17 protein-coding genes are annotated in these 13,993 nt (G+C 65.6%); 3 read left to right on the plus strand and 14 right to left on the minus strand.

Translation table 11 applies throughout. The features are described from left to right. The first annotated feature begins 95 nt into the window (after window positions 1–95). Both CA2_RS07420 and CA2_RS07425 read left to right on the plus strand, forming a co-directional pair. Complete coding sequence (locus tag CA2_RS07420; RefSeq protein WP_245620905.1) at window positions 96–1,169, plus strand: NUDIX domain-containing protein; 1,074 nt, start codon at window positions 96–98, stop codon at window positions 1,167–1,169. A gap of 20 nt (window positions 1,170–1,189) precedes the next feature. Further along, on the plus strand, window positions 1,190–1,684 hold the full coding sequence (locus tag CA2_RS07425; protein WP_042414928.1) for a GNAT family N-acetyltransferase: 495 nt from the start codon (window positions 1,190–1,192) through the stop codon (window positions 1,682–1,684). 50 nt (window positions 1,685–1,734) lie between these two features. Here the strand turns inward: CA2_RS07425 and ccmI are convergent, their stop codons facing one another. The 14 genes from ccmI to napE are packed head-to-tail and all read right to left on the minus strand — an operon-like array spanning window position 1,735 to window position 12,407. Further along, window positions 1,735–2,646, minus strand: coding sequence for a c-type cytochrome biogenesis protein CcmI (gene ccmI / locus CA2_RS18735; protein ID WP_042414931.1), 912 nt, complete (start codon window positions 2,644–2,646; stop codon window positions 1,735–1,737). Next, entirely contained in the window at window positions 2,643–3,110 is a 468-nt protein-coding gene (locus CA2_RS07435) for a cytochrome c-type biogenesis protein (RefSeq protein WP_042414709.1), read from the minus strand. The genes ccmI and CA2_RS07435 overlap by 4 nt, the downstream gene beginning before the upstream one ends. Next, window positions 3,107–3,628 carry a DsbE family thiol:disulfide interchange protein gene (locus CA2_RS07440; protein ID WP_042414933.1) on the minus strand — a complete coding sequence of 174 codons (522 nt, stop codon included), beginning with the start codon at window positions 3,626–3,628 and terminating at the stop codon, window positions 3,107–3,109. The genes CA2_RS07435 and CA2_RS07440 overlap by 4 nt, the downstream gene beginning before the upstream one ends. Further along, window positions 3,628–5,622: a heme lyase CcmF/NrfE family subunit gene (locus CA2_RS07445; RefSeq protein ID WP_042414711.1), complete on the minus strand. Its 1,995-nt coding sequence runs from the start codon at window positions 5,620–5,622 to the stop codon at window positions 3,628–3,630. Before CA2_RS07445 ends, CA2_RS07440 begins: the two co-directional genes overlap by 1 nt. Continuing rightward, window positions 5,619–6,062: a cytochrome c maturation protein CcmE gene (ccmE, locus tag CA2_RS07450; RefSeq protein ID WP_042414714.1), complete on the minus strand. Its 444-nt coding sequence runs from the start codon at window positions 6,060–6,062 to the stop codon at window positions 5,619–5,621. Before ccmE ends, CA2_RS07445 begins: the two co-directional genes overlap by 4 nt. Next, window positions 6,059–6,202, minus strand: coding sequence for a heme exporter protein CcmD (gene ccmD / locus CA2_RS17510; protein ID WP_070356664.1), 144 nt, complete (start codon window positions 6,200–6,202; stop codon window positions 6,059–6,061). The genes ccmE and ccmD overlap by 4 nt, the downstream gene beginning before the upstream one ends. Continuing rightward, window positions 6,202–6,966 (minus strand): heme ABC transporter permease CcmC, encoded by a 765-nt coding sequence (ccmC, locus tag CA2_RS07455; protein ID WP_169741456.1) that lies wholly within the window; start codon window positions 6,964–6,966, stop codon window positions 6,202–6,204. The genes ccmD and ccmC overlap by 1 nt, the downstream gene beginning before the upstream one ends. A gap of 1 nt (window position 6,967) precedes the next feature. After that, window positions 6,968–7,624, minus strand: coding sequence for a heme exporter protein CcmB (gene ccmB, locus CA2_RS07460; protein WP_042414716.1), 657 nt, complete (start codon window positions 7,622–7,624; stop codon window positions 6,968–6,970). Continuing rightward, window positions 7,618–8,298, minus strand: coding sequence for a heme ABC exporter ATP-binding protein CcmA (ccmA, locus tag CA2_RS07465; protein WP_042414719.1), 681 nt, complete (start codon window positions 8,296–8,298; stop codon window positions 7,618–7,620). Before ccmA ends, ccmB begins: the two co-directional genes overlap by 7 nt. 4 nt (window positions 8,299–8,302) lie before the next feature. Next, complete coding sequence (locus CA2_RS07470) at window positions 8,303–8,941, minus strand: cytochrome c3 family protein (protein WP_042414938.1); 639 nt, start codon at window positions 8,939–8,941, stop codon at window positions 8,303–8,305. A 14-nt stretch (window positions 8,942–8,955) separates the two neighbouring features. Further along, window positions 8,956–9,450, minus strand: a complete 495-nt coding sequence (locus CA2_RS07475) for a nitrate reductase cytochrome c-type subunit (protein ID WP_042414722.1) — start codon at window positions 9,448–9,450, stop codon at window positions 8,956–8,958. Between the two features lie 21 nt (window positions 9,451–9,471). Next, window positions 9,472–11,967: a periplasmic nitrate reductase subunit alpha gene (gene napA / locus CA2_RS07480; protein WP_042414725.1), complete on the minus strand. Its 2,496-nt coding sequence runs from the start codon at window positions 11,965–11,967 to the stop codon at window positions 9,472–9,474. Further along, window positions 11,960–12,235 carry a chaperone NapD gene (locus CA2_RS07485; protein WP_042414728.1) on the minus strand — a complete coding sequence of 92 codons (276 nt, stop codon included), beginning with the start codon at window positions 12,233–12,235 and terminating at the stop codon, window positions 11,960–11,962. The genes napA and CA2_RS07485 overlap by 8 nt, the downstream gene beginning before the upstream one ends. A gap of 13 nt (window positions 12,236–12,248) precedes the next feature. Then, on the minus strand, window positions 12,249–12,407 hold the full coding sequence (gene napE / locus CA2_RS07490; RefSeq protein ID WP_042414731.1) for a periplasmic nitrate reductase, NapE protein: 159 nt from the start codon (window positions 12,405–12,407) through the stop codon (window positions 12,249–12,251). A 350-nt stretch (window positions 12,408–12,757) separates the two neighbouring features. On the opposite strand from napE, the gene CA2_RS07495 reads away from it, so the two are divergent. Next, entirely contained in the window at window positions 12,758–13,993 is a 1,236-nt protein-coding gene (locus CA2_RS07495; RefSeq protein WP_042414734.1) for an NnrS family protein, read from the plus strand.

Genomic DNA, 13,993 nt, shown 5'->3' on the forward strand with positions numbered 1-13,993 from the left:
AAACCATAGCTTCCAGCGCTTGCCATCAGGCCACTTCAGACACAAAAACACCTGAAAAGCTTCAAGGACGAACGCCAGCAGCTATGCTTTTCACCATGCCCCACGCTGCTCCCCCGCCCCACACCGCCGTCCTCATCGGCCGCTTCCAGCCCCTGCACCTCGGCCACCTGGCCCTGCTGCAGCAGGCCCTGGCGGCGGCGCAGCAGGTGGTCGTCGTGCTGGGCAGCGCCTGGCAGGCGCGCAGCCCCAAGAACCCCTTCACCTGGCCAGAGCGCGAAGCCCTGATCCGCGACAGCCTGCCGCCCGCCGATGCCGCCCGCGTGCGCTGCGTGCCCGTGCGCGACTACTACGACGAGCCGCGTTGGGTGCAGGCCGTGATGGCCGCCGTGCACACCCAGGTGCCGCCCGACGCGCGCGTGGCCCTAGTGGGCCACTTCAAGGACGACAGCAGCCATTACCTGGCGCGCTTCCCGGGCTGGGAGCTGCTCAGCCTGCCGCGCCAGGGCGACTTTGACGCCACCCCCATCCGCGCCTGCTACTGGAACCTGGACGAGCAGCCGCAGGCCGCCGTGGCGCACCAGTTGGGCACCCTGCTGCCCGCTGCCGTGGCCGACTGGCTGCAGGCCTGGCAGGCCAGCCCCGACTACGCCGCCCTGCGCGCCGAATGGCGCATGCTCAGCGGCTACCGCGCCGCCTGGGCGGCAGCCCCGTATCCGCCGGTGTTTGTCACCGTCGACGGGCTGCTGCTGTGCCACGGCCATGTGCTGCTGATCCAGCGCGGCCACGCCCCCGGGCAGGGCCTGTGGGCCCTGCCCGGGGGCTTTGTCGAGCCACGCGACACCCTGTGGCAGTCCTGCCTGCGCGAGCTGGCCGAAGAAACCGCCCTGCCGCTGACCGCGGCCGCGCTGCAATCCGCCCTGCAGGGCGTGGAAGTGTTCGACCACCCGGACCGCAGCCTGCGCGGGCGCACCATCACCCACGTGTTTGTCTGCCACCTGCCGGGCACCACCCTGCCCGCCGTGCAAGCCGGCGATGACGCAGCCGCCGCGCGCTGGGTGCCCCTGCAGGCCCTGGCCGGCCTGGAGGCGCAGATGTTCGAAGACCACTTCCACGTGCTGCGCCGCTGTTTTGAACGCTTTGGCGCCGGCCCCGTGCCCGCCCTGCCCTGATGCCCCTGGAACCGATCCCCATGACCGCCCCGCTGACCATCCGCCCCGCCACCATCGACGACACCGACCTGATCCTGCACTTTGTGCGCGAGCTGGCCATCTACGAAAAGGCCGAGCACGAAGTGCTGGCCACGCCCGCCCATGTGCACCGCACGCTGTTTGGCGCCAACCCCAAGGTGTTCGGCCTGATCTGCCTGGACGGCGACACACCCGTGGGCTTTGCCGTGTATTTCTTCAACTACTCCACCTGGCAAGGCCAGCACGGCCTGTACCTGGAAGACTTGTACGTCTCACCCGAGCAGCGCGGCAAGGGCGCCGGCAAGGCCTTGCTGCAGCACCTGGCCCGCATCGCCGTGGAGCAGGACTGCGGCCGCTTTGAATGGAGCGTGCTGGACTGGAACGCCCCGTCCATCGCCTTCTACGACAGCCTGGACGCCAAGCCCCAGTCGGAGTGGATTCGCTACCGCCTGACCGGACCGGCCCTGCACGCGCTGGCCGCCTCCGCCGCGGCCTGAAGCCCAGCACCGGGCCACCTGCACGGCCCGGTCGCGCGGTTGCCCGGCGCCTAGCGCGCGGGGGACTGCGCTAGTGCAGCTGCTGGCTCGCGCAGCAGCAGCTCCAGCTTCACCAGATCATCCTGCACCTGCAGTGCCACGTCGGAGCCAGGCTCCAGCAAGGCCAGCAGCGCCTGCCAGTGGTCGCGCGCAGCGCGCGGATTGCCCGCCTGCAAGGCCGCCGCACCGGCCAGCGCCAGCGCCTTGGGCTGCTGCGCGTCCAGGCGCAGCGCCTGGGTGATCGCGGCGCCCGCCGCACCGTCCAGGCGCCCCTGCTGTGCGGAGGCCTGGGCGTCCGCCAGGTCCGCCCACAGCCGCGCCTGCTCCGTGGCCTCCAGGCCCTGGGCTTGCGCCGTCTGCAACGCGCCCTGGTAGGCCTGGGCGGCATCGGCATAGCGCTCCAGGGTTTCGTAGGAGCGCGCCAGCATCACCCACCCCGGCAGGTTGTCGGGCTGCGCCTGCAAACGCTGCGCCAGCCCGGCCACCATGGCCTCGACCTGCGCCTGGCCCGCGCTGTGGCCCATGGCATCCGCCTGGGCCAGGCGGGCCGCGGCCTGCGGATCGCCCACCTGCACATACAGCCCCCATGCCGCCACGGGCAGCAGCACGGCCAGCACCAGGGCGCTGGCGCGTGGCAGCCGCGGCCGTTGCCGCCAGGTCCGGGGCTGCGCGCGCTGCGCCAGCTCCTGCAGCAGGCGGCGCTGCAACTCGTCCTCGGCCTGGGCCAGATCGGCCGCATCGAGGTTGCCGGCGCGGTGCTCCCGCGCCAGCTCCTGCAGCTGGGCCTGGTACAGCGCCCGCAGGGCGTCATCGCTGCCGGTCACCGGCTGGGCCGCATCCCGCAGCAGGTTGGGCAGCAGCACCGCCAGGCACAGCAGCACCAGGGCCAGCGCCCCCAGCCACAATCCCACCATATCGCTCATGGACGGTCCTCCGGTGTCGGTGTGTCCTGGCGGTTCTCCAGCCACGCCTGGGCCCGCGCCCGCTCCTGCGGGCTCAATCCCGGGCGGGCCACGCTCTGGTGGCGCCGGCGCAGTGTGCGCCACAGCAGCAGCAAGCCGCCCAGCAGCACGACAAACGGGGCGCACCACAGCACCCAGGTCGAAGGCTTCCACGGCGGTGCATAGCGCACAAAACTGCCATACCGCTGCTCGAAGAAGGCCACCACCTCGGCATCGCTGCGGCCCTGCGCCAGCTGCACCGCAATTTCTTTGCGCATGTCCTTGGCAATCGGCGCCTGGGATTCGGCCACGGTCTGGTTCTGGCAGACCACGCAGCGCAGCCGGGCGGCCAGGGCCGCCTCGCGCGCCTCCAGTTCCAGGTCTTGCGCGGCGAAGACACCGGGGCTCAACAGGGCGGCGCACAGCGCCAGGGACCAGGGTTTCATTGCACGGCCCTCACCACAGGCATCAGTTTGTCGTTCCACACTTCGGGAGTCACCGGCCCCAGGTGGCGGTAGCGAACCCGGCCCTGGGCATCGATCACAAAGGTCTCCGGCACGGCATGGATGCCGAAGTCCATGCCGACCCGGCCATCGGCATCCACCGCAGAAGCCACATACGGGTTGCCGGCCACGCGCAGCAGGGCCTGGGCCTTGGCGGGCTGGTCCTTGTAATTCAGGCCATAGATGGCCACCCCGTCCTTGCGCGACATCTCCACCAGGATCGGCAGCTCCTGGCGGCAGGGTGCGCACCAGGAGGCCCAGACGTTCAGCAGCCAGACCTGGCCCTGCAGCGCCTGGGGCGTCAGCCGGGTGCCTTCCGGCCCCTGCAGCACAGGCAGGTCGAACACCGGCACCGGCTGCTGCAAGAGGGCCGATTCCAGCGCCCGCGGATCACGTTGCAAGCCCAGGCCCAGCATGACTGCCAGCCCCAGGAAAACCGCCAAAGGAATGACAAAACGCATCACGCCACCTTGTGCGCCGCAGCGCTGCGCGCGGCACGGGGCACGCGCTGGCACCCGGTGCGAAAACGCTTGTCCAGCAGGCTCAAGCCCGCCCCCAGTGCCATCATGAAAGTCCCCATCCAGATCCACTCCATCCAGGGTTTGACCTGCAGACGCACGGTCCAGGCCTGCCCGGTCTCATCCAGCGGCTCGCCCAGTGCAATGAACACATCGCGCGTCCAGCGGCTGTCGATGGCCGCCTGGCTCAGCCCCATGGTCTGCACCCGGTAGGCACGTTTTTCGGGGTACATGTCCCAGCTCTGGTACCCATCGCTGACGCGAAAGTGGGCGCGCTGGGCATCGTAGTTGGGCCCCTCCACCGAGGACAGCCCCACCAGGGTAAAGCGGTAATGGCCGGCCTCCACGCTCTGGCCCTGAGCCACATGGGTTTCGCGCTTGGTCTCCAGCCCGTTGGCCAGGCTCACGGCCATCACGAACACACCCACACCGGCATGCGCCATCACCGTGCCCCACCAGCCCCATGGCTGACGGGCCACGCGCTGCCAGCCTCCACCCTGCCGCACCGCAGGCAGCAGGCGCTGGACGGCATGCGCCAGCGTGCTCAGCAAGCACCACAGGCCCAAGGCCACCCCCAGCAAGGTCACGGGTGTGATGGACCCGACCTGGGCCAGGCCCAGCACGGCCACGCCCACCCCGGTCAGCACCAGGGCCGCGCGCAGCCGCTGCCACAGCTCGCGGCCCGCGCCCTGCTTCCAGCGGGCCACCGTGCCACAACCCATCAAGGCCAGCGCCGGCAGGACCAGCGGCAGAAAGACCGCTTCAAAATACGGAGGGCCGACCGAGATCTTTTCGTTGCGCAGCACATCCAGTGCCAGGGGGTACAGCGTGCCGATCAGCACGGCCAGGGCCGCAGCGCAGAACAGCACGTTGTTCACCAGCAGCAGGGTTTCGCGCGACAGCAAGGCGAACTGCCCGCCCCCGGTGCCCAGCTCCGGCGCCCGCCAGGCGTACAGCCACAGCGATACGCCCACCACCGCCACGATGAAGCACAGGATGAACAGGCCGCGCCCCGGATCGACCGCAAACGCGTGGACCGAGGTCAGCACCCCGGAGCGCACCAGGAACGTACCCAGCAGGCACAGCGAAAACGCGCAGATCGCCAGCAATGCTGACCAACTGCGGAATGCGCCGCGCTGGTCCGTGACGATCAGCGAGTGCAGAAAGGCCGTACCCACCAGCCACGGCATGAAGGAGGCGTTTTCCACCGGGTCCCAGAACCACCAGCCCCCCCAGCCCAGCACGTAATACGCCCAGGCGCTGCCCAGCAGGATGCCCAGTGTCAGAAAGCCCCAGGCAGCCAGCGTCCAGGACCGCGACCACCGCGCCCAGGCGGCGCCCAGCTCGCCCGAAATCAGGGCCGCCAGCGCAAACGCGAACGGCACCACAAAACCCACATAGCCCATGTACAGCAGCGGTGGGTGAAAGACCATGCCCGGATCCTGCAGCAAGGGATTCAGATCCTTACCTTCCAGCGCGGCCGGCACCAAACGCAAGAACGGATTGGACAAAAACAGCACGAACAGCAGAAACCCGACGCTGACCCAGCCCAGCACCGCCAGCACGCGCGCCACGAAATCGGCCGGCAATGCGCGGCTGCGCCAGGCGACCGCCACGCTCCAGCAGGCCAGCAGCACCTGCCACAGCAGCATGGAGCCCTCATGCCCGCCCCAGAAGGCCGTCAGCTTGTAGATCATGGGCAAATCGCTGTGCGAGTTGGCCGCGACGTACAGCACGGAATAGTCCTGCGTGCCAAAGCACCAGAACAGCACACCCGCCGCCAGCAGCGACAGCAGGCACTGCAGGGCGGCGGCGGGCCGCGCCAGGCGCACCCAGGCGGCGATCCCCCACTGGGCACCCAGCAACGGCAGCGCGGCCTGCACCAGCGCCACGATCAGCGCCAGCACCAGCGCAAACACCCCCAGCTCCGCCATCATGGCTGCCCCCTTGATGTCCGTGCGGCATCTTCCAGTGCCTTGGCCGCTTCCGGGGGCATGTAGTTCTCATCGTGCTTGGCCAGTACCTCGGAGGCCTCGAACACACCGTTCGCCTGCAGCTTGCCGGATGCGACCACCCCCTTGCCTTCGCGAAACAGGTCGGGTAACAGGCCCTGGTAGCGCACCGGCACGCGCTGCACCTCGTCGGTCACCATGAACTGCACCTGCAGGCCATCGGCGGAGCGCTGCAGCGAGCCAACCTCCACCAGACCACCGATGCGAAAGGCCGCCCCCTGCGGCGCTTCGCCCGCGTGGATCTGGCTGGGGCTGTAGAAAAACATGACATTCGCATCCAGTGCGCGCAGCACCAGGGTGACGGCCAGCCCCACCAGGGCCACACCGGCCAGCACCCACAGCAGGCGCTTTCGACGGGGTTTCATGCAGCATCTCCCTCAGGGTCGCGCAGTGCGGGGCCCTGCCGCAGCCGACGCCAGCGCCACAGCAACGCCAGGATTTCAAGCAGCAGGAGCGCTGCGCTGACACCATAGGCCAGCGCGATGTAAAAACCATGGGTCGCCATCACAGTTGCTCCTCTGCGGCACGTTCTCGAATCAGGCAGCGCGTGCGCAGCAAGCACACGGCCAGCGTATAGGCCCAGCACGCCAGGGTCATCAGCAGCATGCCCGCCAGCATGGTGTGGGTCATGCTGGGGGCCGCATCCATGCGGATCGTGGCCCCCTGGTGCAGGGTGCTCCACCACTGCACCGAGAAATAGATGATGGGCACGTTCACCACGCCCGCGAGCAGCACGATGGCACCGGCCGCGTCGGCGCGCTCGGGGTCTTCGATGGCCGAGGCCACCCCCAGGTAGCCCAGGTACAGAAACAGCAGGATCAGCTCCGAGGTCAGCCGCGCGTCCCACACCCACCATGCGCCCCAGGTGGGCTTGCCCCAGGCCGCACCGGTCCACAGCGCGATCACGGTGAACAGGGCCCCGGTGGGTGCCAAGGCGCGCGCCAGCAGTGGTGACAGGCGGGTGCGGTAGACCAGGCCCAGCCCTGCGTGCACCGCCGCCACCACATAAATGAACATCGACATCCAGGCCGCAGGCACATGCAAAAAGATGATGCGATAGACCTCGCCCTGCTGGTGGTCGGTGGGGGCTACGAAAAAACCCACCCACAGCCCGGCCACGGTCAACGCCAGCGCCAGCACGGCCAGCCACGGCCACAAGCGTTGTGCCCAGTGGTCAAACACCGGCGGGGAGGCCAGTTGGCGCCAGCGAAAGCCTGCGGCCGCAGCACGCGGCGATCGAGGAGAAGAAGCAACAGGGGAAGGGTTCATATCATTCCAGCGCCAGCCTCAACGCCGCCGCAATCGTCCAGGGGCCGGCCAGCAGCGCCAGGCACAAACAGGCACCGAGCAAATTCAACGCGGGGGCCGCAGGCAGCCCCAGCAAGGACTGGGTCACGGCATGACTGCCAAAGATCAGGATCGGCACGCTCAGCGGCAGCACGACCAGCACCAGCAGCAAAGCACCGCGCAAGCCCAGGGTCAGCGCAGCCCCCAGGGCCGCCAGCACGCACAGGCTGGGCGTGCCCAAGGCCAGCGACAGCAGCAGCACCCCCATCACCTCTTCGCCCAGGCCATATTGCCAGCCCAGCAGCGGCGTGGCCAGCAGCAGCGGCAGCGTGCCCACCAGCCATTGCGCCCCCACCTTCACCCCCACCAGGAGCGGCAAAGGTGCAGGGGCCAACAACCACTGCTCCAGCGAACCATCTGCATGGTCCCCCTCGAACAGCCGGTGCTGGCCCAACAAGACCGCCAGCAAGGCCGCCACCCAAACAACGCCAGGCGCGATCTGCCGGAGCAAGACGCTGTCCGGCCCCAAAGCCAGCGGAAACAGGCTGCCCACCATCAGGAAAAACGCCAGACCACTCAGGGCATCGGCCGGCCGGCGGACGGCCAGACGCAGCTCGCGCACCACCACCGCTCTCAGCATGGCGCCTCCTGCTGCGCCGGAGCCGCTGAGGGGGCACTCAAGTCCAATACCAGGGCCGGCACGCCAGGCACCAGCAGACCGCGATGGCTGACCACCATCGCCAGCCCACCCGCCTGGGCGTGTGCCGACAGCAGTTGCACCAGCAATGCGCTGCCCTGTGCGTCCAGCGCATTGTCTGGCTCATCGAGCAACCACAGCGGGCGTTCACTGAGCAGGACCCGGGCAATCGCCACCCTACGTCGCTGCCCCTGGGACAAGCGGCCAAAAGGGCGCGCAGCCACATCCAGGACATCCAGTGCGCGCAGCACCTGGGCCGCACGTTCACCGGACCAGGGCACGGCCTGCATCTGGAGTGCGAAACGCAGGTTCTCGATCCCACTGAGAGCATCGCTCATGCCGCACTGGTGCCCCAGGTACGACAGCTGCCGCTGGAACGCGGGGCTGGATGCGATGACACGCTGACCGCACCATGCCAGCGCCCCGACACGCCAGGGCATCAGCCCGGCCAGACTGCGCAGCAAGGTGCTCTTGCCAGCGCCATTGCTGCCCTTGAGCTGCAGCACCTGGCCGGCCTGCAGGCTGAAATCGATCTGACGCAACAGCACACGGCCATTGCGGAGGCAGCCAAAGCCAGCAACGTCCAGGCTCCGTGGCGCATGCTCCGCAGACACCATGCGATCAGGGCTTGGCCATGGCGACAGGGGCTGGTACCACCTGACCCGGGCTGTCACTGGGGCCCACGCCCGGAGGAATGTGTGGCAGCTGGTGGGCAATCCCCTTGTGGCAATCGATGCAGGTTTTTTCCTTGTTCGCCAGGTAGGTGGAATGCATGTTCTGCGCCCGCTGACTCTGGCGTGTGAAGTCCATGGAGTCGTAGTTGTGGCAGTTTCTGCATTCCAGGGAATCGTTGGCTTTCAGGCGTGCCCATTCGTGCTGCGCCAGCTCCAGGCGCTTGGCATCAAATTTCTCCGGCGTATCCACCGTGCCAAAGATCTTGCCCCACACCTCCTTGGACGCCTGCATCTTGCGCGCCATCTTGTCGGTCCAGTTGTGCGGCACGTGGCAGTCCGAGCAGATCGCGCGCACCCCGGAACGGTTGGTGTAGTGGATGGTGCTCTTCAGTTCGGCGAAGACGTTGTCGCGCATTTCATGGCAACCCGTACAGAACTTCTCGGTGTTCGTGACTTCCATCGCGGTATTGAAAGCCCCCCAGAACAGGATGCCCGCAATGAACCCGCCAATCGTCAGAAACCCAAGGCTGAAGTGGACGCTGGGGCGCCGTATGACGGCCCAGTAGCGCTTGAGTAATTGCAGCATGCTTGTGCCCCAGTTCATGGTTTCTTGGATGCGTTCGCAGGATTTTGCAATGCTTTCAGGAGCAGGCTATCCACATCCTGGAATGTATTTCTTACGAAAGGCGTCGCATTGTCCTGCCCCACATGGCACTGCACGCAAAAGTAGCGCCGGGTCGAGATCTGCGCCAGGGTATTGCCATCGCGGTCCTGGTAGTGGGTGATGGAGACCGGGATCGCCTGAGAGACTTCCGCCTTGGTGCGGGAGTGGCAATCCATGCACTTATTGAAGTTCTTGTCGACCTGGTAGCCATCGATGCGGTGCGGAATCACGGGCGGCTGCTGCGCGTAGTTGCGCGTGCGGCGCACATCATCGTTGATGGGGTTGCCCAACACCGGTGGCTTGGTGGTTTCCAGCAAGGGTGCCGTGCCGCGGGCCTTGTCGTACAAGGGCTCGGCGGAGGCCATGCCGGTCGCGGTGACCACACCGATACACAGCATCAGTGCCATTCCCAGTTTCTGTATGCGTTTCATGGGGTGCTCCTCTGCTTGTCCTCAGACCTTGGTCAGCCTCACGGCACACTTCTTGAAGTCGGTTTGCAACGAGATCGGGTCGGTCGCGTCCAGCGTCACCTTGTTGATCAGCTGGCTGGCGTCAAACCATGGCACATAGACCAGGCCACGCGGCGGCTTGTTGCGGCCGCGGGTCTCCACGCGTGAGCGGATGGCCCCGCGGCGCGATGCGACTTCAACCTCGCTGCCCCGGCGCAAGCCCAGCGCCTTGGCATCGTCAGGGTGCATGTAGCACAGCGCGTTCGGCACGGCACGGTGCAGCTCGGGCACGCGGCGGGTCATGGACCCGGAGTGCCAGTGCTCCAGCACACGGCCGGTGGACAGCCAGAACGGGTATTCCTGATCGGGGGCCTCGGCGGGTGGCTCATAGGGCAGACCGAAAATGACCGCCTTGCCATCCTTGTGGCCATAGAACTCGAAACCGGTGCCCGGCTTCACATAAGGATCGGTCCCTTCGCGGTAGCGCCACTTGGTCTCCTGCCCGTTGACCACCGGCCAGCGCAGGCCCCGCACCTGGTGGTAGACATCGAACGGCGCCAGATCGTGGCCATGGCCCCGTCCGAACGCGGCGTACTCCTCGAACAGCCCCTTTTGGGGGTAGAAGCCAAACAGCTCGGCTTCGTGGTTGTTGTACCCCGCCTCGATATCGGTCACGGGGAACTTGTCCACCTGGCCATTGCGGTACAGCACATCGAACATGGTCTTGCCGCGGTACTGCGGGGCCTTCGCCAGGAGTTCCTCGGGCCACACCTCCTCGATCTTGAAGCGCTTGGCAAACTCCATCAGCTGCCACAAGTCCGAACGTGCTTCACCCGGCGCCTTGACCAGCTGGTGCCAGAAGTGCGTGCGGCGCTCGGCGTTGCCGTAGGCACCTTCCTTTTCCACCCACATGGCGGTCGGCAGAATCAGGTCCGCCGAGGTCGCGGTGACGGTGGGGTAGGCATCCGACACCACGATGAAGTTGTCCGGATTGCGATAACCCGGATAGCCTTCCTGCACCAGGTTGGCGGCGGCCTGCATGTTGTTGGTCACCATGACCCAGTAAGCATTGAGCTTGCCGTCCTTGAGCATGCGGTGCTGCAGCACGGCGTGATAGCCGGGTTTTTCGGGGATGGTGCCCTCGGGCAGCTTCCAGATCTTTTCCGCGGTCTTGCGGTGCTCAGGATTGGTAACCACCATGTCCGCGGGCAGGCGGTGCGAGAACGTCCCCACTTCGCGTGCCGTGCCACAGGCCGAAGGCTGGCCCGTCAGCGAGAAGGGGCTGTTGCCCGGGGTCGCGATCTTGCCGGTGAGCAGGTGGATGTTGTAGACAAGGTTGTTGGCCCAGACGCCGCGCGTATGCTGATTGAAGCCCATGGTCCAGAACGACACCACCTTGCGCTTGGGGTCCGCGTACAGCTCGGCCAGTTCCTTGAGCCGGTTGGCCGGAACGCCCGTCAGCTTGGTGGTGTATTCCAGGGTGTAAGTGGAGACGAACTTGGCGTACTCCTCATACGTCATGGGCTTGGCGCCACCGGGATCTGCCGCATTCTTGGCGGCTTTCTGCAAGGGATGCTCGGGGCGCAAGCCGTAACCGATGTCAGGGTTGCCCAACTTGAAGTTGCAGTGTTTAGCCACGAACTCCTGGTTCACACGCCCCGTGGTGATGATGTGGTTGGCAATGTAGTTCAGGATCGCCAGGTCGGTCTGCGGCTTGAAGGTCAGCTCAATGTCTGCCAGTTCGTACGAGCGGTGCTCAAAGGTGGACAACACGGCCACCTTGACATTCGGTGCACTCAACCGGCGATCCGTCACACGCGTCCAGAGCACAGGGTGCATTTCCGCCATGTTCGAACCCCAGAGCACAAAGGTGTCCGTGGCTTCGATGTCGTCGTAGCAGCCCATGGGCTCGTCCATGCCAAAGGTGCGCATGAAGCCCGCCACCGCCGAGGCCATGCAGTGGCGCGCATTCGGATCGATGTTGTTGGAGCGGAAACCAGCCTTGAACAGCTTGGATGCGGCATAGCCCTCCCAGACCGTCCACTGGCCCGAGCCGAACATGCCCACGCCGGACGGCCCCTTTTCCTTGAGCGCCTTCTTAAATTGCTGGGCCATCACGTCGAACGCGGTGTCCCATGACACGTGCTGGAATTCCCCATCCTTGGCGTATTTGCCATTCTTCATGCGCAGCAACGGCCGTGTCAGACGGTCCTCGCCATACATGATCTTTGACAGGAAATAGCCCTTGACGCAATTGAGGCCCCGATTCACTTCAGCCTGGGGATCGCCCTGGGTCGCCACCACCCGGTTGTCCTTGACGGCCACCATCACGCCGCAGCCGGTGCCACAGAAGCGGCAAGGCGCCTTGGACCATTTCATGGGCGCGCTACCACCCGCTTGCACGCCCTCCTGGGAGATGGCGTGGATGGGAATGCCTGCCACAGCGCCCGCGGCGGCGGCGGCAGTTTGACGAACGAAATCGCGACGGGTGCTAGTCATGGGAGACTCCCTCGTTAAGTAATTGCCGGGGTTCTGCGTGCTGGTACACCAGAGAGACGTTCAGTACGCCATCGATCAACCGAATGTGCGCCACCTGATCCAGGATGAAGTCGGCGCTGGGCCCCTCCAGGGTGACCACCAGCTTGCCGTCTGGATGGGTGCCATGCACTTGGACAGGCCCCATCGTGGTCAGCGCCTGCCCGACGGGATCCAGCGCCTGCGGCAGAACATGGACCACCAGGCTGGCGATGTGCAGCTCATCGGCCATCGAATGCGGGGCTTCAGGCATGCGGAGGACCCGCAAACATCTGGAAGATCCAGACCAGGAAGCCGTAGCCAGCAATGATCAAACCGGCCAACACCGGCGCCATCACCACTGTCAGGAAAGCGAAACTGCGCAATTCTTCTTTGCGCGTCGTGGGATTCTTTTTCTCAAGCATGTGCCACCTTTCTGGATGACTGTGCAGGCTACCCAGGCTTGGCAAGACCTTCAATCCGCCCCAACCCGCACAGCCATGAACACTTGCACCGATTTTAAAGACATTGATCAAACATTCAATTGATGCGCATCAAATCGATATTCAAACCTGACCTTCAACCATTTAAAAACACGGCAACCATCCCCTCCATTCGAAAATCTCTATCAATAACCACAATATCCACAGCAATTCATACATCAATCAAACAATTAAAAGATTGATTTAAATCAAATAAAAACAATCATTTCAAACAGAAATATTCAGAAACATCTACCCTTGATGCAGGTTTTGTATTTATTGAAAAAACTGCAATGACTAGCCTTCTGAAAATCCAGGAACCGTCCACGCCGGAACCGCCGCAGCGCCCGTCCCTGGTGGCCTTTCTGGAACTGGGGTTTCGGCCGCTGTACCTGTGTGGCGCCCTCTGGGCCATGGTGGCGGTATCGCTCTGGGTGTTTGCCCCCTCGCTGCTGCAAGGCATGGTGGCCGGGGTCTTCTGGCACGCCCATGAAATGTTTTGGGGATTCATTGCTGCCATCACGGTGGGTTTTCTGCTGACCGCCACCAGCAACTGGACCGGCATGAATCCCTTGCAAGGCCCTGCACTGGGCGCACTGGTGTTGCTCTGGGCCACCGCACGCCTGGGCTTTCTTTGGCCCGGTGCCGTCGCCTTTGCGGTGGCAAGCACCGCCGACCTGCTGTTCATCGCCATGGCAGCACTGGCGATAGGCCGTTGCCTGCTCGCACGCCAAAGCCGGCACAACTACCTCCTGGTTCTGATGCTGCTCGGCATGGGCAGCGCCAACGCAGCGTACCTCTACGCCTGCTGGCACCAGCTCGACTACAGCGTGGTGATGCACTATTTCTTCACGGGCATGCTGTGCATGGCCGCCATTGCCTTGCTGATTGCCAGGCGAGTGATTCCATTTTTTGCCACGCGGGCACTCCCGCAACTCAACGTGTCGCGGCACACGCGCAGCGGTCAATGGCAGGCGGGATTGGCCGCTTGCGGCATCCTGGTGTGGCAATTCGGTCCGGGGCCATGGGCCGCCCCGCTTTTCGCCGCGGCCGGGCTGCTCACCCTTTGGCACGTGATGGCCTGGAAGCCCTGGGCCGTGCTGCGCACGCCATTGCTCTGGATCCTCTACCTGGGCTATGCCGGGCTGGGACTGGGCCTGTGGGCCGCAGCCGCCTACGCCCTGGGCTGGACGGCACGCATGTCCTGGCCGGTCCACCTGCTCGGCATGGCCGGATTTGGCGCCCTCATCGTCGGCATGATCACGCGCACGGCCCTGGGCCACACCGGGCGAGCATTGGTCGCCGACCGCAGCATGGTGTGCAGCTATGGACTGGTGTTCTGCGCCGTTGTCTTGCGCCTGGTGGCCCTGGGCGCCAGCACCCACCCCGTGCCCTGGCTGCATGCCAGCGCCACCTGCTGGGTCTTGGCCTTTGCTGTTTACTTATGGCGCTTCCTTCCCATGCTGGTGCGCCCACGCGCCGACCAGCGCCCCGGAAAACCCGTCCCCCTCCAACGCCGGCCTCACTAA

Source organism: Comamonas aquatica NBRC 14918 (assembly GCF_000739875.1).
GTDB classification, from domain to species: domain Bacteria; phylum Pseudomonadota; class Gammaproteobacteria; order Burkholderiales; family Burkholderiaceae_C; genus Comamonas; species Comamonas aquatica.

What these genes read in the sequence shown, in the direction of transcription:
- ccmE (WP_042414714.1), bottom strand. Translation starts at nt 6,062, where the DNA reads ATGAAACCCCGTCGAAAGCGCCTGCTGTGGGTGCTGGCCGGTGTGGCC.
- CA2_RS07435 (WP_042414709.1), bottom strand. Translation starts at nt 3,110, where the DNA reads ATGAAACCCTGGTCCCTGGCGCTGTGCGCCGCCCTGTTGAGCCCCGGT.
- CA2_RS07420 (WP_245620905.1), top strand. Translation starts at nt 96, where the DNA reads ATGCCCCACGCTGCTCCCCCGCCCCACACCGCCGTCCTCATCGGCCGC.
- CA2_RS07485 (WP_042414728.1), bottom strand. Translation starts at nt 12,235, where the DNA reads ATGGCCGATGAGCTGCACATCGCCAGCCTGGTGGTCCATGTTCTGCCG.
- CA2_RS07445 (WP_042414711.1), bottom strand. Translation starts at nt 5,622, where the DNA reads ATGATGGCGGAGCTGGGGGTGTTTGCGCTGGTGCTGGCGCTGATCGTG.
- ccmD (WP_070356664.1), bottom strand. Translation starts at nt 6,202, where the DNA reads ATGGCGACCCATGGTTTTTACATCGCGCTGGCCTATGGTGTCAGCGCA.
- CA2_RS07470 (WP_042414938.1), bottom strand. Translation starts at nt 8,941, where the DNA reads ATGCTGCAATTACTCAAGCGCTACTGGGCCGTCATACGGCGCCCCAGC.
- napE (WP_042414731.1), bottom strand. Translation starts at nt 12,407, where the DNA reads ATGCTTGAGAAAAAGAATCCCACGACGCGCAAAGAAGAATTGCGCAGT.
- CA2_RS07475 (WP_042414722.1), bottom strand. Translation starts at nt 9,450, where the DNA reads ATGAAACGCATACAGAAACTGGGAATGGCACTGATGCTGTGTATCGGT.
- CA2_RS07440 (WP_042414933.1), bottom strand. Translation starts at nt 3,628, where the DNA reads ATGCGTTTTGTCATTCCTTTGGCGGTTTTCCTGGGGCTGGCAGTCATG.
- ccmC (WP_169741456.1), bottom strand. Translation starts at nt 6,966, where the DNA reads ATGAACCCTTCCCCTGTTGCTTCTTCTCCTCGATCGCCGCGTGCTGCG.
- ccmI (WP_042414931.1), bottom strand. Translation starts at nt 2,646, where the DNA reads ATGAGCGATATGGTGGGATTGTGGCTGGGGGCGCTGGCCCTGGTGCTG.
- CA2_RS07425 (WP_042414928.1), top strand. Translation starts at nt 1,190, where the DNA reads ATGACCGCCCCGCTGACCATCCGCCCCGCCACCATCGACGACACCGAC.
- ccmA (WP_042414719.1), bottom strand. Translation starts at nt 8,298, where the DNA reads ATGGTGTCTGCGGAGCATGCGCCACGGAGCCTGGACGTTGCTGGCTTT.
- napA (WP_042414725.1), bottom strand. Translation starts at nt 11,967, where the DNA reads ATGACTAGCACCCGTCGCGATTTCGTTCGTCAAACTGCCGCCGCCGCC.
- CA2_RS07495 (WP_042414734.1), top strand. Translation starts at nt 12,758, where the DNA reads ATGACTAGCCTTCTGAAAATCCAGGAACCGTCCACGCCGGAACCGCCG.
- ccmB (WP_042414716.1), bottom strand. Translation starts at nt 7,624, where the DNA reads ATGCTGAGAGCGGTGGTGGTGCGCGAGCTGCGTCTGGCCGTCCGCCGG.